Annotated in this window: 21 protein-coding genes; 19 read left to right on the top strand and 2 right to left on the bottom strand. The window is 61.9% G+C overall.

Annotation, left to right across the window (positions count from 1 at the left end):
- Positions 1-125 precede the first annotated feature (125 nt).
- From rpsM to VJS46_RS03590, 5 genes are all read left to right on the top strand, one after another.
- Positions 126-494 (top strand): 30S ribosomal protein S13, encoded by a 369-nt coding sequence (rpsM, locus tag VJS46_RS03610; protein WP_317083809.1) that lies wholly within the window; start codon positions 126-128, stop codon positions 492-494.
- Positions 495-609: 115 nt separating this feature from the next.
- Positions 610-999 carry a 30S ribosomal protein S11 gene (gene rpsK / locus VJS46_RS03605; protein WP_184052493.1) on the top strand — a complete coding sequence of 130 codons (390 nt, stop codon included), beginning with the start codon at positions 610-612 and terminating at the stop codon, positions 997-999.
- Between the two features lie 96 nt (positions 1,000-1,095).
- Positions 1,096-2,157 carry a DNA-directed RNA polymerase subunit alpha gene (locus tag VJS46_RS03600; RefSeq protein WP_324057978.1) on the top strand — a complete coding sequence of 354 codons (1,062 nt, stop codon included), beginning with the start codon at positions 1,096-1,098 and terminating at the stop codon, positions 2,155-2,157.
- Positions 2,158-2,331: 174 nt separating this feature from the next.
- The gene (gene rplQ, locus VJS46_RS03595; protein WP_324057977.1) at positions 2,332-2,757 is read left to right on the top strand and encodes a 50S ribosomal protein L17; all 426 of its coding nucleotides are present in this window, start codon (positions 2,332-2,334) and stop codon (positions 2,755-2,757) included.
- A gap of 245 nt (positions 2,758-3,002) precedes the next feature.
- Positions 3,003-5,180, top strand: coding sequence for a prolyl oligopeptidase family serine peptidase (locus tag VJS46_RS03590; RefSeq protein WP_324057976.1), 2,178 nt, complete (start codon positions 3,003-3,005; stop codon positions 5,178-5,180).
- Positions 5,181-5,234: 54 nt separating this feature from the next.
- Here the strand turns inward: VJS46_RS03590 and ppc are convergent, their stop codons facing one another.
- Both ppc and pyk read right to left on the bottom strand, forming a co-directional pair.
- Positions 5,235-7,919, bottom strand: a complete 2,685-nt coding sequence (ppc, locus tag VJS46_RS03585) for a phosphoenolpyruvate carboxylase (protein ID WP_324057975.1) — start codon at positions 7,917-7,919, stop codon at positions 5,235-5,237.
- Between the two features lie 55 nt (positions 7,920-7,974).
- On the bottom strand, positions 7,975-9,438 hold the full coding sequence (pyk, locus tag VJS46_RS03580; RefSeq protein ID WP_324057974.1) for a pyruvate kinase: 1,464 nt from the start codon (positions 9,436-9,438) through the stop codon (positions 7,975-7,977).
- Between the two features lie 106 nt (positions 9,439-9,544).
- Between pyk and VJS46_RS03575 the strand changes: the two genes are divergently transcribed.
- The 14 genes from VJS46_RS03575 (at position 9,545) to pal (ending at position 18,713) form a co-directional block, all read left to right on the top strand.
- Positions 9,545-9,829 carry a DUF1244 domain-containing protein gene (locus VJS46_RS03575; RefSeq protein WP_414707962.1) on the top strand — a complete coding sequence of 95 codons (285 nt, stop codon included), beginning with the start codon at positions 9,545-9,547 and terminating at the stop codon, positions 9,827-9,829.
- Positions 9,830-9,891: 62 nt separating this feature from the next.
- The gene (locus tag VJS46_RS03570) at positions 9,892-10,134 is read left to right on the top strand and encodes a DUF2312 domain-containing protein (RefSeq protein ID WP_324057972.1); all 243 of its coding nucleotides are present in this window, start codon (positions 9,892-9,894) and stop codon (positions 10,132-10,134) included.
- 137 nt (positions 10,135-10,271) lie between these two features.
- Positions 10,272-11,015 carry a YebC/PmpR family DNA-binding transcriptional regulator gene (locus tag VJS46_RS03565; protein ID WP_324057971.1) on the top strand — a complete coding sequence of 248 codons (744 nt, stop codon included), beginning with the start codon at positions 10,272-10,274 and terminating at the stop codon, positions 11,013-11,015.
- Between the two features lie 96 nt (positions 11,016-11,111).
- The gene (gene ruvC / locus VJS46_RS03560; RefSeq protein ID WP_324057970.1) at positions 11,112-11,603 is read left to right on the top strand and encodes a crossover junction endodeoxyribonuclease RuvC; all 492 of its coding nucleotides are present in this window, start codon (positions 11,112-11,114) and stop codon (positions 11,601-11,603) included.
- Positions 11,600-12,205 carry a Holliday junction branch migration protein RuvA gene (ruvA, locus tag VJS46_RS03555; protein WP_324057969.1) on the top strand — a complete coding sequence of 202 codons (606 nt, stop codon included), beginning with the start codon at positions 11,600-11,602 and terminating at the stop codon, positions 12,203-12,205. The genes ruvC and ruvA overlap by 4 nt, the downstream gene beginning before the upstream one ends.
- A 41-nt stretch (positions 12,206-12,246) precedes the next feature.
- Positions 12,247-12,498 (top strand): type II toxin-antitoxin system ParD family antitoxin, encoded by a 252-nt coding sequence (locus VJS46_RS03550; protein ID WP_324057968.1) that lies wholly within the window; start codon positions 12,247-12,249, stop codon positions 12,496-12,498.
- A complete protein-coding gene (locus VJS46_RS03545; RefSeq protein ID WP_324057967.1) occupies positions 12,491-12,796 on the top strand; it encodes a type II toxin-antitoxin system RelE/ParE family toxin in 306 nt (101 codons plus the stop codon). The genes VJS46_RS03550 and VJS46_RS03545 overlap by 8 nt, the downstream gene beginning before the upstream one ends.
- A gap of 61 nt (positions 12,797-12,857) precedes the next feature.
- Positions 12,858-13,883 carry a Holliday junction branch migration DNA helicase RuvB gene (gene ruvB, locus VJS46_RS03540; RefSeq protein WP_324057966.1) on the top strand — a complete coding sequence of 342 codons (1,026 nt, stop codon included), beginning with the start codon at positions 12,858-12,860 and terminating at the stop codon, positions 13,881-13,883.
- A 325-nt stretch (positions 13,884-14,208) separates the two neighbouring features.
- Positions 14,209-14,676 (top strand): YbgC/FadM family acyl-CoA thioesterase, encoded by a 468-nt coding sequence (locus tag VJS46_RS03535; protein ID WP_414707960.1) that lies wholly within the window; start codon positions 14,209-14,211, stop codon positions 14,674-14,676.
- On the top strand, positions 14,673-15,380 hold the full coding sequence (gene tolQ, locus VJS46_RS03530; RefSeq protein WP_324057964.1) for a protein TolQ: 708 nt from the start codon (positions 14,673-14,675) through the stop codon (positions 15,378-15,380). Before VJS46_RS03535 ends, tolQ begins: the two co-directional genes overlap by 4 nt.
- A gap of 115 nt (positions 15,381-15,495) precedes the next feature.
- Entirely contained in the window at positions 15,496-15,942 is a 447-nt protein-coding gene (gene tolR / locus VJS46_RS03525; protein ID WP_324057963.1) for a protein TolR, read from the top strand.
- Positions 15,943-15,954: 12 nt separating this feature from the next.
- Positions 15,955-16,776, top strand: coding sequence for a cell envelope biogenesis protein TolA (locus VJS46_RS03520; protein ID WP_324057962.1), 822 nt, complete (start codon positions 15,955-15,957; stop codon positions 16,774-16,776).
- On the top strand, positions 16,776-18,104 hold the full coding sequence (gene tolB / locus VJS46_RS03515; protein ID WP_414707961.1) for a Tol-Pal system beta propeller repeat protein TolB: 1,329 nt from the start codon (positions 16,776-16,778) through the stop codon (positions 18,102-18,104). The genes VJS46_RS03520 and tolB overlap by 1 nt, the downstream gene beginning before the upstream one ends.
- A gap of 99 nt (positions 18,105-18,203) precedes the next feature.
- Positions 18,204-18,713: a peptidoglycan-associated lipoprotein Pal gene (gene pal / locus VJS46_RS03510; RefSeq protein WP_324057961.1), complete on the top strand. Its 510-nt coding sequence runs from the start codon at positions 18,204-18,206 to the stop codon at positions 18,711-18,713.
- The last annotated feature ends 333 nt before the right edge of the window (positions 18,714-19,046 follow it).

The following is a 19,046-nucleotide window of genomic DNA, read 5'->3' as shown; positions in this document are numbered from 1 at the left end:
CCGTCCTTTTTGCGTCCTGGGACAACCCATTCGCCACAGCGACGGTCTTCGGACCCAGCCGTGGCAAGCGAAGCTTTGAGATAGGCTGTCCGCCAGACGGCCTGTGGAGCAGGAGAAAAGATTACATGGCACGTATTGCGGGCGTCAACATCCCGACCAACAAGCGCGTGATCATCGCGCTGACCTATATCCACGGCATCGGCCGCACCAAGGCCGTCGAGATCGCCGACAAGCTGGGCATCGATCACGCCCGCCGCGTTCAGGACCTTTCTGACGCCGAAGTGTTGCAGATCCGCGAAACCATCGACGCCGATCACACGGTGGAAGGCGACCTGCGCCGCGAAACCGCGATGAACATCAAGCGGCTGATGGACCTTGCCTGCTATCGCGGCCTGCGCCATCGCAAGGGCCTGCCCGTCCGCGGCCAGCGCACGCACACCAATGCGCGCACCCGCAAGGGCAAGGCGAAGCCGATCGCCGGCAAGAAGAAATAAGAGGGATTCAGGGATGGTCCGGGGGATCATTCCTTAATTCTTCTCCGCCGGAGGCGGTTCTCCTTTCGAGTGAGACCCTTCGAAGTCACGGAATTTGGAATAGGATAACAGCAATATGGCACGGGAACCCCAGCGGCTTCGCAGGCGCGAGCGCAAGAATATCTCGGCGGGCGTCGCGCATGTGAACGCCAGCTTCAACAACACCATGGTCACCATCACCGACGCGCAGGGCAATGCGATCAGCTGGTCCTCCGCCGGCATGATGGGTTTCAAGGGTTCGCGCAAATCGACCCCCTATGCCGCGCAGGTATGCGCGGAGGACGCAGGCCGCAAGGCTGCCGAACATGGCGTCCGCACCCTTGAAGTCGAAGTGAAGGGTCCGGGTTCTGGCCGTGAATCGGCCCTGCGCGCGCTGCAAGCGGTCGGCTTCACCATCACGTCGATCCGCGACGTGACGCCGATCCCGCACAATGGCGTGCGCCCTTCCAAGCGCCGGCGCGTTTAATCTCGGCTTGGGGCGGCGGACGCGCCGTCCCTTTATCTGTACCGGCCGGGGTCACCGTTAGCTGACACGCCCCCGCCCAAATCCCAGGGGAAATACATGACTGTCAACACCAAGAACTGGCAGGAATTGAAGAAGCCGAACAGCCTGGAAATCAAGGCGGGCGGCGATCCCAAGCGCAAGGCGACTTTCGTTGCCGAGCCGCTGGAGCGCGGCTTTGGCCTGACGCTCGGCAATGCGCTGCGCCGCGTGCTGCTCTCATCGCTTCAGGGCGCCGCGGTCACCTCGATCAAGATCGAGAATGTGCTGCATGAATTCTCCTCGCTTGCCGGCGTTCGCGAGGACATCACTGACATCGTCCTCAACGTGAAGCAGGTCGCGCTGAAGATGGAAGGCGAAGGACCCAAGCGGCTCCAGCTTTCCGCCACCGGCCCCGCCGAGGTGAAGGCCGGCGACATTGCCGTGTCCGGCGACATCGAAGTGATGAATCCCGGCCTGGTCATCTGCCATCTGGACGAGGGCGCGACGCTCAACATGGAACTGACCGCTGACGTGGGCAAGGGCTATGTTCCCGCCGTTGCCAACCGTCCGGCGGACGCGCCCATCGGCCTTATCCCCGTCGACTCGCTCTTTTCCCCGATCAAGCAGGTCGCCTACAAGGTCGAGAATACCCGCGTCGGGCAGGAGCTGGACTATGACCGCCTGTCGCTGACCATCGAAACCGATGGCACCGTGACGCCGGAGGACGCAATCGCCTATGCCGCGCGCATCCTGCAGGACCAGCTTCAGCTCTTCGTCCACTTCGAAGAGGCGCTTGCCGCCGCTGCGCCGACGGTCGGTGTGGCTGCCGCCGTGCCCGGCGAAGCGGAAAGCGATGCGAACCAGATCAACCGCTACCTGCTCAAGAAGGTGGACGAACTGGAACTGTCGGTCCGCAGCGCCAACTGCCTCAAGAACGACAACATCATCTATATTGGCGATCTTGTTCAAAAGACCGAGGCCGAGATGCTCCGCACGCCGAACTTCGGCCGCAAGTCGCTGAACGAGATCAAGGAAGTGCTCTCGTCCATGGGCCTGCGCCTTGGCATGGACATCCCCGGCTGGCCGCCCGAGAATATCGAGGAAATGGCCAAGAAGCTCGAACAGGAACTGTTGGGCTGATCCCTCATTGCCGTCATCCCCGCGAAGGGGGGGATCCAGCTCCCTTCGGTGAGCGGCGGTAGAGTAAAACTGGATCCCCGCCTTCGCGAGGATGACGTAAATTCAGGGCGGTCCGAACGTCGCCGCCTGGGCTGGGCTACCTAATACGGGCCCTGAACAAACGGAGTAAAAGACATGCGTCACAAGGTTGGCGGCCGCAAGCTGCAGCGTACCACGGGTCACCGGAACGCCCTGTTCCGCAACATGGCGGCCGCGCTCATCAAGCATGAGCAGATCACGACCACCACGGCCAAGGCGAAGGAGCTTCGCCCCTATGTGGAAAAGCTAATCACGCTTGCCAAGAAGGGCGGCCTTGCCAATCGCCGCTTGGCCCATGCGCGTTTGCTGGATGATACGCAGCTCAAGAAGCTGTTCGAGGTCCTGGCCGAGCGCTACAAGGACCGCAATGGCGGCTATACCCGCATCATCAAGGCGGGCTTCCGCGCGTCGGACGCCGCGCCGGTGGCAGTGATCGAACTGGTCGACCGCGATGTTTCCGCCAAGGGCCAGGATTCAGGTCCGGTGCAGGGCGCGGACGAAGAGGAAATGGAAGCGGCGTAAGGGCGGGTTTCGGGGGCTGTCTGCATGGCCCTCGCCAGCCGTCGTCCCGTGAAGGCAGGGACACCGCTTAATCTTGACAAGACAGCGGAAAAGCTGGGTCCCTGCCTTCGCAGGGACGACGTTTTCCTTGGTGCCATGTTTTTCCTTGGTGCCATGTATCGAAGAATTCGATAATCCCCAGTCACCTTCACAAACAGGCCGCGGCTTCCTAAGTTGCGGCCTGAATCATGTCCAAGAGCAGCAGAATGAAGAAATCCGCACTGGCCCTGCCTTTGGCGGCTATTGCCTTTTCGCCTTCAGCGGGTGAAGCCAACGCGGTCATGCCGGCTGACTCGTCCGCCGCAGTGGCGCGGCTTTCCTATCCTCCCACCATGCGGCTTGATCTGGTCGAGAAGCATTTCGGCGTAGAGGTCGCCGATCCCTATCGCTGGCTGGAGAATGACGTCCGCCAGGACAGGACGGTGCGCGACTGGGTAACGGCGCAGAACCAAGTCACGAACGCTTATTTGGAGACGCTTCCCGGCCGCGAAATCCTGAAGAAGCGGATGAAGGCGCTGATGGACCATGACCGCTTTGGTACGCCGCGCAAGGCCGGGCAGCGCCATTTCTACACCTATAATAGCGGGCTTCAGAACCAGTCGCCCCTCTATGTGCGGGAAGGGCTGACGGGAAGGCAAAGGCTGCTGCTTGATCCGAACGCCTTTTCAGCGGACGGGGCCACGGCGCTCGCGGAATGGGAGCCGTCCCCTGATGGCGCCCATCTGCTCTACGCCGTGCAGGATGGCGGATCGGACTGGCGCAGCCTGCATGTGCTGGATGTGGCGTCAGGAAAGACGCTTTCCGATGAAATCCGCTGGGTGAAATTCTCCGAGCTCGCCTGGGACAGGGAGGGCGTGGGCTTTTTCTATTCCCGCTTTGCCGCCCCCAGCGAGGGCGAGGCCTTTCAGTCCACCAATCTCAACCAGCAGGTCTATTATCACCGTCTGGGGACGCCGCAATCGGCCGACAAGCTGATCTATGCGACGCCTAAACGGCCGAAACTGGGCCACACGGCAAAGGTCAGCGACGATGGCCGATGGCTGCTCATCACATCGGCCCAAGGGACGGACGATAAATATGAGCTCACCATAGCCGACCTGGACGATCCGGCGCGAAAGCCCTGGACGCTGGTCAAGGGCCTTGATCATGATTGGCGGCTGATCGGCAATGTCGGCTCGAAGCTCTATTTCCTGACCAACAAGGCTGCGTCCCGGCTGCGGCTTGTGACGCTGGATGCACTCGATCCCGCTAGAGCTCCCGTCGAAATCGTGCCGGAACGCAAGGAGACATTGGCCGGGGGATCGATGATCGGGGACAAGATCATCCTCGCCTATCTGATCAACGCCCGGACCGTGGCGGAAATGGTCGATCTCGACGGCCGCCCGGCGGGAGATGTGCCGCTTCCGGGCATTGGAACCGCAGCGGGATTTGCGGGCAAAGCCGGTGATCCCGAAACATTCTTCGCCTTTTCGGGCTTCACCACGCCGACGGCCATCTACCGGTTCGACACGTCGACCGGCGAAATAAGCATCTTTGCAGAGCCAAGGGCCGACTTCGATCCAGCCCGCTATGTGACGCAGCAAGTCTTTTATCCGTCGAAGGACGGAACGCCCATCCCCATGTTCCTGGTCCGGCGCGCGGACGTGGCGCAAAGCGGAAAGCCCGCCCCGACGCTGCTCTATGGCTATGGCGGGTTCAATATCTCGCTGACGCCTGGCTTTTCAGCGACACGCCTCGCCTGGCTGGAACAGGGTGGCGCAGTGGCCATCGCCAACTTGCGCGGCGGAGGCGAGTTCGGCGCGGCCTGGCACGAGGCCGGACGGCTGCACAACAAGCAGAATGTCTTCGACGACTTCATCGCCGCCGGGGAATTTCTGATGGCGCAGGGAATCACCGGCAAGGGGCAGTTGGCGATCGAAGGGCGATCGAACGGCGGATTGCTGGTGGGCGCGGTGCTCAATCAGCGGCCCGACCTGTTTGCCGCCGCGCTGCCTGCGGTGGGCGTGATGGACATGCTCCGCTTCGACCGCTTCACCGCCGGCCGCTATTGGGTGGATGACTATGGCTATCCTTCAAGGAAGAGGGACTTCCGGAACTTGCTCCGCTATTCGCCCTATCACAATATCCGGACCGGGATGGATTACCCCGCGATCATGGTGGTGACGGCGGATACGGACGACCGTGTGGTGCCGGGCCACAGTTTCAAATATGTCTCCGCGCTTCAGCATGCGGATATTGGAAGCAAACCCCACCTCATCCGCATCGAAACACGGGCGGGTCACGGGTCCGGCAAGCCGACGGACAAGATCATCGAGGAATTTGCCGACATGTATGCGTTCATCGCAAAATGGACGGGCCTGAAGATCGGCGCCGTCGCAAATTGAATTATGCCGTCGTCCTGCCTTCGCAGGGACGACGGACTTACTCAGCCACGCTCCTCACCCGCTGTTGCGCAGCGCCGTGGCGATCGCGTTGATCGACAGCTCGATCCCCTCCCGGATGCGGGGATCATCCTCGCCGCTGCGGTGGCGCTTCAGCAGTTCGATCTGAAGCAGGTTCAAGGGCTCGATATAGGGCAAGCGCAGCCGGATCGAGCTATCGAGCGCCGGGTTCTTCTCCAGCAGACGTGACTGACCAGTGATCAGCAAAAGGCTATCGACCGTCTGCTGCCAGCCATCGCGGATGCGGGCGAAAATGACCTGCCCGCCTTCCTGATCCTCCACCAGTCCCGCATAGCGGGCGGCCAATGCCATATCCGACTTGGCCAGCACCATTTCCATATTGGCAAGCATCGCCTGAAAGAAGGGCCAGCTTTTTGCCATGTCGGTCAGCAGCGCCTTGTCGTCAAAGGCGGCGATCGCATGGCCGACCCCGAACCAGCCGGGCAGCATCACCCGCGCCTGCGCCCAACTGAATACCCAGGGGATGGCGCGCAGATCCTCGATACGGTCGCTTTTGGTACGGCTGGAGGGACGCGACCCGATCTTCAGGCCCGCAATTTCGGAAATGGGCGTCATCTGCCGGAAGAATGTGCGGAAACCCTCCGTCTCATAGACCAGCCCGCGATAAGCGGCAAAGGCGGTGGCGGACAGTTGGTCCATCGCCATGGAAAAGCGGGCAGTGTCCTCCTCCGACAAGGCTTCGGGCTCAAGGCTCGCAAGCAGCGTGGCGCTGGTCATCGCCTCCAGATTGGCCATCGCGCCGTCCCGCGTGCCGTATTTGGCGGCGATCACCTCGCCCTGTTCCGTGATGCGGATGCGGCCCTGCACCGTGCCGGGAGGCTGCGCCCTTATGGCGGCGAAAGACGAGCCTCCGCCCCGCCCCACCGCGCCGCCGCGGCCATGGAAAAGCTGCATCGCGGTCCCGGCACGGGCGAAAATTGGTTCCAGCGCTTTGCTGGCCTGGTGCAGAGCCCAGGTGGAGGTTAGATAGCCGCCATCCTTGTTGCTGTCGGAATAGCCAATCATCACTTCCTGATGCCCGCGCTCCGTCACCAGCGCATCGATCTCGGGCAGGCCGAAATAAGCGGCCATGATGTCGGGCGCATTTTCAAGGTCGGCAATCGTTTCGAACAGGGGCACCGCCATGATCGCCGCATGCGGCGCCTCCCCCTCCCCGGCGGCCCGCCACAAGCCCATTTCCTTCAGCAGGATGTTGACCTCAAGCAGGTCGGATACGCTTTCGGCCTTGCTGATATTATAGGCCGTGATGCTTTGCGGACCATAGATGCGGTGCGCCTCCGCCGCGGCATTGATGATTTCGAGCTCCGAAGAGGTTTCCTCAGAATATTCGGCAAAGCGGCTGCCCAGCGGCCGGTTGGTGGAAAGCTCCTTGCGGAGGAGCGCGATGCGGGCAAATTCGTCAAGGGCGCCATAGTCAGCCTCCACCCCGGCGATCTTCATAAGCTCCGCGACAACGCGCTCATGGACATCGCTATTCTGTCTCAGGTCCAATGTGGCGAGGTGGAAACCAAAGGTTTCCACCGCCCGGATGAGCCGTCCCAGCGCGCCACCTGTGGCCAGAGCACCGTCGCCCTTGCTCCTGAGACCCGCGGCAACCACGACAAGATCGCCACGCAGTTCCGCAGGGGAATCATAGGCTTGGGCAGAAAGGGCGCTGGGGCGCGGGGGAAGCTTGCCGCAGAGCTTTTCATGCGTGGCGGACAAGCGCGCATAAATGCCCGAGATGGCCCGGCGATAGGGTTCGTCCTTGCGGCTGGCGGCTATGTCGCCGCTCTTTTCGGCGAGCTCCAGCACCGCCTCAGGCACCTCGGCGATCTCGGTCGAGATGGAAAGCTCTGCGCCGAGCGCATGCAGGGCATCGAGATAATGGACGATGGTGGACTCGCACGCGCGCGAAAGGGCAAGCCGCAACGAATCCGCCTTCACATAGGGATTACCGTCGCGGTCGCCGCCGATCCAGCTTCCGGCGCGAAGAAAACTGGGAGGGCGATGGCCCAGCTCCCGCTCCCACCGCGCATAAAGGGCGGGCAGGACCGGCAGGAAAATCTCGCTGAAATAGGTGAGTGCATTTTCCACCTCGTCCGCCACAAAAAGCCTTTCGCGGCGCAGCGGACGAGTTTGCCAGAGAAGTGCGATCTGGCGGTAAATCGCCTCGTCAATATTGTCGCCCGCCTCTGACTCGGTGAGGCGGGCATCCTTCATGCGCATGAGTTCGGCAATGCGGTTCTTGTGGTCGATCATGCTCTTTCGCCGCACCTCGGTCGGGTGCGCAGTGAGCACGGGGACGATCAGCGCCTTGTCGAGCAGCGCCATCACCTGATCCGTGCCGATGCCATGCCTCTTGAGAAGCTTGAGCGCTGAAGCTACGTCCGCGCCCGGCTCCGCCGCCACGCCCTGCCGGTCCTCGGCCAGATTCGCCAGCATCGAAAAGAGCATGAAGCCGCGGACGAAATTGATGGTGTCGTCGAGGCTCAGAGCATCAAGACCAGGGTCGACGACATCCGCTCCAGCGACGCCGCGGGCGCGATCGACCGACGAGGAGCGGATATATTCCGTCCGGCGATAGAGCTTGTCCCCGCCATAAGCGCGGATCACATCCCCAAGCAGACGGCCGAGGAAACGGATGTCCGGGTTCTGCGTGACGGGTGGAGTTTTCGTCATGGATTGATGCTGCACCGCAACAGAGCGGGGGTCAAGGCTACACCGCGATCCCCAATCAATCCCCCTCCTCACGTCCCTTCAGCTCATCGCCTGTGATCGTCGCCACATGAAGGACATTGGTGGAACCGGGCGTACCGAAAGGAACCCCTGCCACCATGATGACCTTGTCTCCCGCCGCCGCGACGCCATGGCGCAGAGCCATGCGGCGGCCCTTGGCGATCATTTCCTCGAAACTGCCTATGTCCTTTGTGCGGACAGCGTGCACGCCCCAGATGAGACCCATGCGCCGGGCAGTGTCCAGCCGGGGCGTCAGCGTCAGGATGGGCGGGATGGGCCGCTCGCGCGATACCCGGCGCACCGTGCTGCCGGACGCCGTGAAACAGATGATGGCGCTTGCAGAAACAGTGCGGGTAATGCTGTCGCTTGCTTCGGCGAGGGCGTCGGCGGTGGTGGCGTCAGGCTTTGTCTCGGTGAAGTGCAGCCTTGCGAAATAGCCGGGGTCGCGTTCGACGCTGTGGGCGATGCTGTTCATGATCGTCACCGCCTCTTCGGGCCAATCGCCCGCTGCGGTCTCCGCCGAAAGCATGATCGTGTCCGCGCCGTCATAGACAGCGGTCGCAACGTCGGAAACCTCCGCGCGGGTGGGCGTGGGCGATTTGATCATCGATTCCAGCATCTGTGTCGCTACCACTACCGGTTTGCCGAGGCGGCGGGCGCTGGCGACAATATGCTTCTGCAGCGGCGGCACAGCCTGGGGCGGCAGCTCGACGCCGAGATCGCCGCGCGCCACCATCACCGCATCGCAGACCTCCAAAATCTCGTCGAGGCGCTGGACGGCGGCGGGCTTTTCTATCTTGGCGAGCAGCGCGCCATAGCCTCCCATCAGCCGGCGTGCCTCCGCCAAATCCTCTGGCCGCTGCACAAAGGACAGCGCGATCCAGTCGGCCTTCTGCTGCATGGCAAAGGCAAGGTCCCGCCGGTCCTTATCGGTCAGCGCGGCGAGCGGCACCACTACATCAGGGATGTTGACGCCCTTGCGGTTGGAAAGCGCGCCACCGACCTCCACAACCGTGTCGATGCGCTCCGGCGTGACGGATTTGACGCGAAGAACCAGCTTGCCATCGTCGAGCAGCAGGCGTGTTTCCGGCTCCAGCGCCTCATAGATTTCGGGATGCGGCAGGTTGACGCGGGTGGCGTTTCCAGGCGCTTCGTCGCGGTCGAGCCTGAACTTCGCCCCGGCCTTCAGCACCGCCACCCCTTCGGAGAAAGTGCCGACCCGAAGCTTTGGCCCCTGAAGGTCGGCCAATATCGTCGTGGGACGGCCAAATTCCTTTTCCAATGCGCGGATAGATTCGATCCGCGCGGCATGGTCCGCATGATCCCCATGGCTCATATTGATGCGGAAGGCGTCCGCCCCGGCCAGATACAGCTTGCGGATCATCTCGGGACTGTCGCTGGCGGGGCCCAGCGTCGCCAATATGCGAACCTTGCGCGATCTAGGACTGATTTTCTTGGTCACACCTGCTCCTGCACATTAAGGGCCGCGCCTATATGAGGACGGCCGATAAAAAGGTGGCTAATTTCCCAGCTGCACAACAAGGAGAACCGAATTGCCCAATAGCATAATGAATGATGCCGCCGCCGCAACGGCTTTCCGCCGATTGCTCGCACAATTGCAGCACCGCACCGACGCGCAGAATGTCGACCTCATGGGACTTGCGGGATTTTGCCGCAATTGCCTTGCCGACTGGCTGGCGGAAGCGGACGGATCGATGACCAGGGAAGAGGCGCGGGAAATCGTCTATGGCATGCCCTATTCCGAGTGGAAGGCGAAATATCAGGCCGAAGCCACGCCCGAACAGCTTGAACGGATGAAGGAAAGCGTGGCGAAGAACGCCGGAAGCCATTAGAGGCTTGGCGACTGATTCATCGGGGGGCCGGTCCCGGTCCTGCATATCTGACGGAGACCATAATGAGCGAAGGCAATGTCGCGGCCGACCAGCTGCGCCTGTTCATCGAGCGTATCGAACGCCTGGAAGAAGAAAAGAAAGGCATCGGCGACGACATCAAGGATGTCTATTCAGAGGCGAAGTCCAATGGCTATGACACCAAGACGATGCGCGCCATAGTCCGCCTGAGGAAGATGGAGGCCCATGCGCGGCAGGAAGCCGAAGCATTGCTGGAGACTTACAAGGCGGCCTTGGGTCTGGAGTGACGGTTCCCGTCCAGCTGGCGGGCGGCGGGCATACTCCCCGCCCTTGCTTGCTAGTCGGAGGAGATGTTGCAACCCTTCCCCGCCAAGGCTAGATAGCCCGATCATTTCACCCAAAGATAGCAGCAGGAGCGGGCCCGGTGGCCGGTCATAGTAAATTCAAGAACATCATGCATCGCAAGGGCGCTCAGGACAAGAAGCGCTCGGCCATGTTCTCCAAGCTCAGCCGCGAAATCACCGTGGCGGCCAAGATGGGCCTGTCCGATCCCGACATGAACCCGCGCCTGCGCCTTGCCATCAATGCGGCGAAGGCGCAGTCCATGCCAAAGGACAATATCCAGCGCGCCATTGACAAGGCAGCGGGCGGCGACGCTGAAAATTATGAGGAAATCCGCTATGAGGGCTATGGTCCGGGCGGAGTGGCGCTGATCGTCGAAGCGCTGACCGACAACCGCAACCGCACCGCCACCAATGTCCGCACGGCTTTTTCCAAAAATGGCGGCAATCTGGGCGCGAGCGGCGCAGTGAGCCACGGTTTCGACCGGATGGGCCTCATCACCTATCCCGCGCAGGCTGGCGACCCTGACAAGATTTTTGAAGCCGCCCTTGAGGCTGGCGCGGAAGACGTCGTGTCCAACGAAGACGAGCATGAAGTCTGGACGGCCATGGACTCGCTCCACGAAGTCGCCAAGGCGCTGGAAGGCGTGCTCGGCGAGGCCGAAAGCGCGAAGCTGGCATGGCGGCCGCAGACCACTGTCGAAGTGGACGAGGCGAATGCCGCAACGCTCCTCAAGCTCGTCGATGCGCTGGACGATGATGATGATGTGCAGACCGTCTGGGGCAATTACGAAGTGCCCGATGCCGTGATGGAGAAGCTGGGTTAAAACAGAGGGTGACATCCGTTCGTCCCTGGCGAAGTCGAGGGACGCTGGCCTGACACAAACGTGTCTCGACTTCGCTCGACACGAACGGATGTTCTCATGATAATTTTGGGTCTTGACCCCGGCCTTGGCACTACGGGCTGGGGCGTCATCGCAGCGGATGGCAACCGGCTGTCCCATATCGCCAATGGCCAGATCAAGACCGACAGCAAGATGCCGCTTGCCCGCCGCCTGCTGGCGCTGGACCTTGCCCTTTCGGACCTTTTGCTGGAGCATCGCCCGGACAGCGCCGCCGTGGAGGAGGTGTTCGTCAATGAGAACCCGCAATCGACGCTCAAGCTTGGACAGGCCCGTGGGGTTGTGCTGCTCGGCGCGTCGCGGTCTGGTCTGGATGTGGGCGAATATGCGGCGCGGCTTGTCAAGAAATCGGTCGTCGGCGTGGGCAATGCCGGCAAGGAGCAGGTGCACGCCATGGTCGCCCGGCTGCTGCCCGGCGCAAGAATAGCGGGCGCGGATGCGGCCGATGCTCTTGCGGTCGCGATCACCCATGCGCATCATGTAGCGAGCGCGCGGAGGATGGGGGGACGATGATCGCAAAACTCAAGGGTTTGCTGGACAGTACGGGGATCGATCATGCCGTGATCGATGTTCAGGGCGTGGGCTATCTGGTCGGCGCCTCCTCGCGCACTTTGGCGGCGCTGGGGCCCGTAGGGGAAGCCTGCACCGTCTATACCGAGATGCTGGTCAGCCAGGATTCCATTCGGCTGATGGGCTTTGCGAGCGCGGAGGAGCGGGACTGGTTCCGCCTCTTGACCGGCGTTCAGGGCGTCGGCGGACGGCTGGCCCTCGCGATCCTTTCCGCGCTGGAGCCGGGCGAGTTGCACCGCTCCGTCGCAACCGGCGACAAGGCGATGGTCGGCCGCGCCAATGGCGTCGGACCAAAGCTTGCCGCGCGGATCGTCAATGAACTCAAGGACAAGATCGGCGCTGCGGTGATCGGACCGGGCATGGCGGCAGGCTCGACCGCTGCGCCTGCGAGCAGCCATGCCGCCGATGCCGTTTCGGCGCTTCAGAACCTCGGCTTCCGTCCGGCTGAAGCAAGTGCCGCGGTGGCGGCGGCTGAGGAAGAATTGGGAAGGGATGCGACATTGGATGCGCTGGTCAGGTTGGCGCTGAAGAAGGCGGCGAAATAGCATCATATTGACAATTTCGCGCAGATTTCTATAAATATCCTATGGTTCAGCTCAATGTATCCGTGCCCCCAATCCTCAAGGACTGGGTTGACTCCCGCGTCGCCGAAGGGCGTTACAGCAGCGCCAGCGATTATGTTCGCGATTTGCTGCGCCGCGACCAGGATGCGGCGATGAGCGAAACAGAGTGGCTACGCGACATGATCGCTGAGGGCTTGGCGTCCGGGGTGCTGACGGACGATCCCAAGACAATTATTGAAGATATCATCGCCGAACGTCGCGCGCGACGTGGCTGAAATCAGCTTTACAGTTACCGCCAAAGCCGACCTGGCCGCGATCGACGAATATGGGGCCGAACAATTTGGCGATGACGTATCGGATGAATATTCGCGGGGGTTCGTCCAGGCGTTTGACTTACTACGCGATCATCCGCTTGCCGGCGCAGCACATCCGGAACTAGGCAAGAATATTCGCTGCCTGGTGCATCGCCGCCACCGTATATTCTATCGGGCTGACAACAATGTGGTGCTGGTCATCAGGATCATCCACCATGCCCGCGATGCAAAGCGGGAGCTCAGAAGGGCGAGGAAATGAAGCGCCAGCCGTGGGGAAATAATCCGTTCAGCCCGGCGGCGAAAGCGGCTAGGAACGGGTAATGACCGACGCCAACCGCCTTATCACCCCCGCCCGCCGCGCCGAAGATGCGGACGCAGCATTGCGGCCCAAGACGCTTGGCGAATTTGTGGGGCAGAAGGCGGCGCGGGAAAATTTGCGGATTTTCATTGAGGCCGCGAAAAGCCGGGGCGAGGCGCTGGATCATGTGCTGTTCTTTGGCCCACCCGGCCTTGGGAAAACCACGCTGGCGCAGATCGTGGCGAGGGAAATGGGCGTGGGCTTTCGCGCCACGTCGGGGCCTGTGATCGCCAAGTCAGGCGACCTTGCCGCGCTGCTCACCAATCTGGATGAGGGCGATGTCCTGTTCGTCGATGAGATCCACCGGCTCAATCCCGCCGTCGAGGAAGTGCTTTACCCTGCCATGGAGGACCGGGCGCTGGACCTGATGATCGGCGAGGGGCCGTCCGCCCGCTCGGTGCGCATCGACCTGCCCCACTTCACGCTCGTCGGCGCGACGACTCGCCAGGGATTGTTGACGACGCCTTTGCGGGACCGTTTCGGCATCCCGGTACGGCTCAATTTCTACACGGTCGAAGAACTGGAAATGGTGGTCCGCCGCGCAGCCGGGCTGCTGGACCTCGCCATCGCAGAGGACGGAGCGCACGAAATCGCCCGCCGCGCCCGCGGCACGCCGCGCATTGCCGGACGGCTGCTGCGGCGGGTGCGGGATTTTGCCAATGTGGCGGGCGCGGCCATTGTCGATGCGCAAACCGCAGACGCAGCGCTCAACCGGCTGGAGGTCGACAATCTGGGCCTGGACGCGATGGACCGCCGCTATCTCCACATGATCGCCGACATCTATCGCGGCGGCCCGGTGGGCGTGGAGACGCTGGCGGCCGGGCTGTCGGAGCCGCGCGACACGATCGAAGAGGTGATCGAGCCCTATCTGATCCAGCTTGGCCTTATTGCCAGGACGGCGCGGGGACGATGCCTTAATGGCCGGGGATGGAAACATCTGGGACTGGTCCCGCCCGCCGATCTGGATCAGGGCGGGTTGTTCGATTGATGGAAAGCAACTTGGGCTAGAGCATCGTGCGCAAAAGTGGGAACCGGTTTTGCGCGAAAAACGATGCGACAACAAAGAATTAGAGCGCCCGCCCGCGTCAGATTAAACGCAGCGCGCTCTAAGCCTTTCAAAGGCCCTTTCCATCTTCAAGAAAAGGCGTGGCCTTCGACAGGCTCCGGCCGAGCGGATTTTGGTGTGCAGGCCGCGCTTCTATCCTAATTCTTTCGGCTGAATGCCTCTTTCCTGCAAGACCGGCTGTTCGATTAACGCGCCGGAACGAACAATAATGCTTTGCGACGAGTCCCCCGCCCGCTAGTGAATGCGCATGCATGCACCCGTTCCTTTGAAGCCAGCAACCGGCCGGTTCCGGGACGGCATGCATGAGTTTCCAGTGCGCGTATATTTCGAGGATACCGACCTTTCCGGCCTTATCTACCATGCCAATTATCTGCGCTATATGGAGCGGGCGCGGTCGGACATGCTGCGTCTGGCGGGCATCGACCAGCGCGGCAGCCATGACCGGGGGGATGGCTTTTATGCCGTCACCGGCCTTACCATCAGCTACAAGCGCCCTGCCCGGCTGGACGATGAACTGATAATCGTCAGCAAGGTCATGGAAATCCGCCCCGCGAGCTGCCGCATTCATCAGACAGTCATGTGCGATGGCCAGATACTGACCGACGGTGAAGTGACCGTAGCCTATTTATCGCCCGGCGGCCGGCCGCAGCGGCAACCAAAAGCCTGGATCGACATTTTTACACGTCTTCAGAAAGGGGAAGATATCAGCTTATGAGTGCATCGCTTCCGTCAATATCCCTGATGACCGAGGCCGCGACGATATCGCCGCTCGCCTTGTTCATGCAGGCCGACGTGGTGGTGAAGCTGGTCATGCTGGGTCTGCTGTTCGCCAGCATCTGGACCTGGGCGATCATCCTGAGCTTTGCCGCCAAGCTGTCGAAGACGAAAAAGGCGTCGGACAAGTTCGAGCAGGATTTCTGGCGGACCGACGATATCGACCGTTTCTACGACCTGCATGACCGGTCGCATCTTCCAAGCGCGAAGGTATTTGCCGCAGGCGTCAAGGAATGGCGGCGGTCGACCAAGGGTCCGGCCGTCGACCGGGAGGGAACGCGTGACCGCCTGTCAACGGCAATGAGCGCGGCGGTGGCGTTCGAAGTGGATCACCTCTCCGACCGGCTGAACGTCCTTGCGACCGTAGGCAGCGTCGCGCCCTTTGTCGGCCTGTTCGGCACCGTCTGGGGCATCATGCGCAGCTTCACCTCGATCGCAGCGGAGAATAACAGCAGCCTTGCCGTCGTCGCCCCCGGCATCGCCGAGGCGCTGTTCGCCACGGCCATCGGCCTTTTCGCAGCGATTCCGGCGGTGGTGGCCTATAACCGCTTCAGCCATGGCATCAATCGCCTGGAAGCGCGGCTCAACCGCTTTGCCGATGGGTTCTACACGACGCTGAGCCGTGAACTGGAGGCGAGCCGGTGACAGTCCTTCCCTATCATTCCATTCGGGCTGAGCTTGTCGAAGCCCAATCCTTTTCTTCGCAGAAAAAAAGGCCCTTCGACAGGCGCAGGGCAAACGGATCGGAAGGTCGTCTCTAATGGTGATGGGCGGGCTTCCCTCCGGCCGTCATGGCCGCCGCCGCACGCCCATGGCGGACATCAATGTGACGCCATTGGTGGACGTCATGCTGGTGCTGCTCATCATCTTCATGGTGACGGCGCCGCTGCTGGTGACCGGCGTTCCGGTGAACCTGCCGGAGAACCGGGCCAAGGCGCTGGAGCAGAGCCAGGAGCCGGTCCAGGTGTCTCTCGATGCCGACGGGCGCGTCTATGTGAATGACGTCGAAACGCCCATGTCCGACCTTCCGCAGGTGCTGGAGCAGATCAAGCAGGAGAAAGGCAATGGCGGCGAGGCCCCGCAGGTCTACCTGCGCGCGGACCGGGTGCTGGATTATGGCCAGGTGATGCTGGTGATGGGCGAGCTCAACCGGGCGGGCCTTAACCGCGTCGCGCTTGTCAGCACTGATTCATCAGGCCAGAGCTAGAAAAAGCAGACGATGGAGCGCGCTGAGAAAATCGGCCTTGGCATCGCAACCGCGGGACATGTGCTCCTGTTCGGTGTGCTGTCGGTCGGCTTTCTTTCGACCCCCAATCCGCTGAAGCTTCGTACGCCGCCGATTGAGGTGACGCTGGTCGACAAGGTGGGCATGGAAATGGCCGCGCCGCAAATTTCCGAGGAGGAAATGCGCGCAAGTGAGGCCCCTGAACTGGGTCCGACCGAGGAGGCAGCGCCAGAGCCGAAGCCCTTGGCGGAACCCGAGCCCGTGCCTGCGCCTCCCAAAAAGGCGGAACCCGCCCCCGCGCCCAAGCCTGCGGAAAAGGTGAAGCCCAAACCCGCGCCTCCCAAAAAGTCGGAAGCCAAGCCCGAAGCGCCCAAGGCCAAGCCGAAGCCCGAAAAGCAGGCGCGGGGATCGCGCCTTGGCGATGATTTCCTGAAGGGTATTCAGACAGAAAGATCGACCGGCACCGCTGTCACGCCACCCGCGCAAAAGATGAGCAGCGCGCAGGTGGCGAGCCTCAACGCCGTGATCAGCAGCCAGATCTATCCTCATCTGCGCCTTCCTTCCGGCGCGGATGTGGAGAAACTGGTGGCGCTGCTGGACGTGAAGCTCGACCGTAACGGCGCTGTCGTCGGGACGCCGGAGGTCATCGATATCCAGGGCGAAACCGAAAACAACAGGCCGCAAGTTGCGCTCTACAAGGAACGGGCCGTGCAGGCGGTTCTGCAAGCCTCCCCATTCCGCAACCTGCCCGTTGAATATTACAACGAATGGCGTTGGCTCAGTCCACTTCGAGTTTATGCGAGGAAAGCACAATGATGATGAAGAAGCTGGCTGGTTCGCTTTTGGCAGGCGCGGTGTTGTTCACCGTCACATCCGCAAATGCGCAACTTTCTGTCGATGTGACAGGAGAGATCGATAGCGATCTCCGCATAGCCGTCCCGGCCATGCCCACTGACCAGAATGTCGAAACGCCCGCGGGGGCGACCACGGTGCTGGGGCGGCAGGTTGCGGAAGTCATTGCGTCCGACCTGCGCGGCAGCGGCCTGTTCCGGCCGATGGGCCCCGCGGGGGTCAAGCAGATCACCTTTCCCGAGGTCACTGCGCCGGACTTCCCGACCTGGACAAGCACCAATGCGGAAGCGCTGGTTCAGGGCTTTGTCCGCGCCAATCCCAATGGCGAGTTGACGGTCGGCTGCTATCTTTACGACGTGGCGCTGAAGCAGGAGCTGACCCGCGCCGGCTATGTCATCGCTCCACGCGAATGGCGGCGGGCGGCGCATAAGTGCGCGGATGCTATCTATGCGCGCCTGTCCGGGGAATCGCCCTTCTTCGACAGCCGCATTGCCTATATCGCTGAAAGCGGCCCCAAGGAGAACCGGACCAAGCGCCTTGCCATCATGGACAGCGACGGGGCCAATCACCGCTTCATCACCAACGGCCAGAGCATCGCGCTCACCCCGCGCTTTTCTCCCGATTATGGATCGATCGTCTATGTGAGCTATATCGGGAAACGGGTGCGCATCTATGTCTATAATATCGGCACCGGCAAGCAGCGGCTGGTAACCGAAAGCAGCAACCCGACCTTTGCACCGCGCTGGTCGCCCGACGGCAAGACCATTCTTTATTCCATGGCGGTGGCCGGAAATACCGATATCTACAAAGTTCCCGCCACCGGCGGCACGCCACAGCGCCTGACCAACACGCCCGGCATCGATGTGGGGGGCAGCTTTTCGCCTGACGGCAGCAAGATTGTGTTCGAAAGCGACCGTTCGGGATCGCAGCAAGTCTATGTGATGGACGCCAGCGGTTCAAACCAGCACCGCATCAGCTTTGGCGGGGGCCGCTACGCGACGCCAGAATGGAGCCCGCGCGGCGACCTGATCGCCTTCACCAAGATTGCGGGCAATTTCCGCATCGGCGTCATGTCGCCATCAGGCGGCGGGGAGCGGCTGCTGACCAATAGCTGGCAGGACGAGGCGCCCACCTGGTCACCCAATGGCCGCGTCATCCAGTTTTTCCGGACCAGCCAGGGACGGTCGGGCAAGTCCGAAATCTGGCAGGTGGACCTGACCGGCGTCAATGAACGCAAGCTGCCGACGCCGATCGACGGATCCGATCCGGCCTGGGGCCCGCTGCTGCCATGAGCGGCGGGAACCGATTCATCTTGACTGCGTAACAAATTGCATTGACCATCACCCCAATTTCCGGGGGGCGTTGTTCTTTTTTTAGTTCGAAGGGAGAAAATGATGACGAGAATAACCCGCCACATGTTGATTGCCACGTCCATCCTGGCGCTGGCAGCCTGCGCCAAGAAGGCGCCGCCCGAGCTTCCCCCTGCCCCGGCCCAGTCCGAGCAGGCCCCCTATACCCCGCCGGCCTCCGGTCCGGTCAAGGGCAGCCAGGAAGACTTCATGGCCAGCGTGTCGTCGGACCGGGTCTTCTTCGACACCGACAAATATGACATCGACGCCCAGGATCAGGCGACCTTGCAGAGCCAGGCGCAGTGGCTGCAGGCCAATGCCAATGTCCGCGTCACCATCGAGGGGCATGCCGACGAACGCGGCACCCGCGACTACAACCTGGCGCTCGGTGAGCGCCGCGCCAATGCGGCCAAAAATTATCTGGTGTCGCTCGGCATCCCCGAAGCGCGGATCAGCACCATCAGCTATGGCAAGGAACGGCCGGCCGCCACTGGATCGGACGAAAGCGCCTGGGCCCAGAACCGCCGCGCGGTGACCGTGACGGTGCAATAAATTCAGCCGTTGGCAAAAGGCCCGCCGGTCCAGGGATCGGCGGGCTTTTTTGTTACTGCGGACAGGAGACGCACTATCCGATCTTATTGCCGTCGTCCCTGCACAGGGGCGACGGTTATATTTGCTTCAATGTACGAGAAACCGACCCTGTGTTTTCCTCTCCAATGGGAGAGGATATGGAGGCTTGGCTGCTTTGCAACCTAGCCGGAGTTGGTGAGGGATTGTGCCCTACCAGTAGCGTGGAACCCCTCACCCAACTTCGCCTAAGACCGGCTGCGCCTGTCTAGAGCGCTGCGTTTAATCTGACGCGGGCGCGCGCTCTAATTCTTTGTT

The organism is Rhizorhapis sp., assembly GCF_035276005.1.
Classification (GTDB): Bacteria; Pseudomonadota; Alphaproteobacteria; order Sphingomonadales; family Sphingomonadaceae; genus Rhizorhapis.
This window is presented reverse-complemented; position numbering and strand designations above follow the sequence as displayed.

Excerpts from the sequence above, each read along its gene's own strand:
- ruvA (WP_324057969.1), top strand. The coding sequence starts at position 11,600 with ATGATCGCAAAACTCAAGGGTTTGCTGGACAGTACGGGGATCGATCAT.
- ruvC (WP_324057970.1), top strand. The coding sequence starts at position 11,112 with ATGATAATTTTGGGTCTTGACCCCGGCCTTGGCACTACGGGCTGGGGC.
- pal (WP_324057961.1), top strand. The coding sequence starts at position 18,204 with ATGATGACGAGAATAACCCGCCACATGTTGATTGCCACGTCCATCCTG.
- VJS46_RS03570 (WP_324057972.1), top strand. The coding sequence starts at position 9,892 with ATGAGCGAAGGCAATGTCGCGGCCGACCAGCTGCGCCTGTTCATCGAG.
- rplQ (WP_324057977.1), top strand. The coding sequence starts at position 2,332 with ATGCGTCACAAGGTTGGCGGCCGCAAGCTGCAGCGTACCACGGGTCAC.
- tolQ (WP_324057964.1), top strand. The coding sequence starts at position 14,673 with ATGAGTGCATCGCTTCCGTCAATATCCCTGATGACCGAGGCCGCGACG.
- rpsK (WP_184052493.1), top strand. The coding sequence starts at position 610 with ATGGCACGGGAACCCCAGCGGCTTCGCAGGCGCGAGCGCAAGAATATC.
- rpsM (WP_317083809.1), top strand. The coding sequence starts at position 126 with ATGGCACGTATTGCGGGCGTCAACATCCCGACCAACAAGCGCGTGATC.
- ruvB (WP_324057966.1), top strand. The coding sequence starts at position 12,858 with ATGACCGACGCCAACCGCCTTATCACCCCCGCCCGCCGCGCCGAAGAT.
- VJS46_RS03590 (WP_324057976.1), top strand. The coding sequence starts at position 3,003 with ATGAAGAAATCCGCACTGGCCCTGCCTTTGGCGGCTATTGCCTTTTCG.
- VJS46_RS03575 (WP_414707962.1), top strand. The coding sequence starts at position 9,545 with ATGAATGATGCCGCCGCCGCAACGGCTTTCCGCCGATTGCTCGCACAA.
- tolR (WP_324057963.1), top strand. The coding sequence starts at position 15,496 with ATGGTGATGGGCGGGCTTCCCTCCGGCCGTCATGGCCGCCGCCGCACG.
- VJS46_RS03520 (WP_324057962.1), top strand. The coding sequence starts at position 15,955 with ATGGAGCGCGCTGAGAAAATCGGCCTTGGCATCGCAACCGCGGGACAT.
- ppc (WP_324057975.1), bottom strand. The coding sequence starts at position 7,919 with ATGACGAAAACTCCACCCGTCACGCAGAACCCGGACATCCGTTTCCTC.
- VJS46_RS03550 (WP_324057968.1), top strand. The coding sequence starts at position 12,247 with ATGGTTCAGCTCAATGTATCCGTGCCCCCAATCCTCAAGGACTGGGTT.
- tolB (WP_414707961.1), top strand. The coding sequence starts at position 16,776 with ATGATGAAGAAGCTGGCTGGTTCGCTTTTGGCAGGCGCGGTGTTGTTC.
- VJS46_RS03535 (WP_414707960.1), top strand. The coding sequence starts at position 14,209 with ATGCATGCACCCGTTCCTTTGAAGCCAGCAACCGGCCGGTTCCGGGAC.
- VJS46_RS03600 (WP_324057978.1), top strand. The coding sequence starts at position 1,096 with ATGACTGTCAACACCAAGAACTGGCAGGAATTGAAGAAGCCGAACAGC.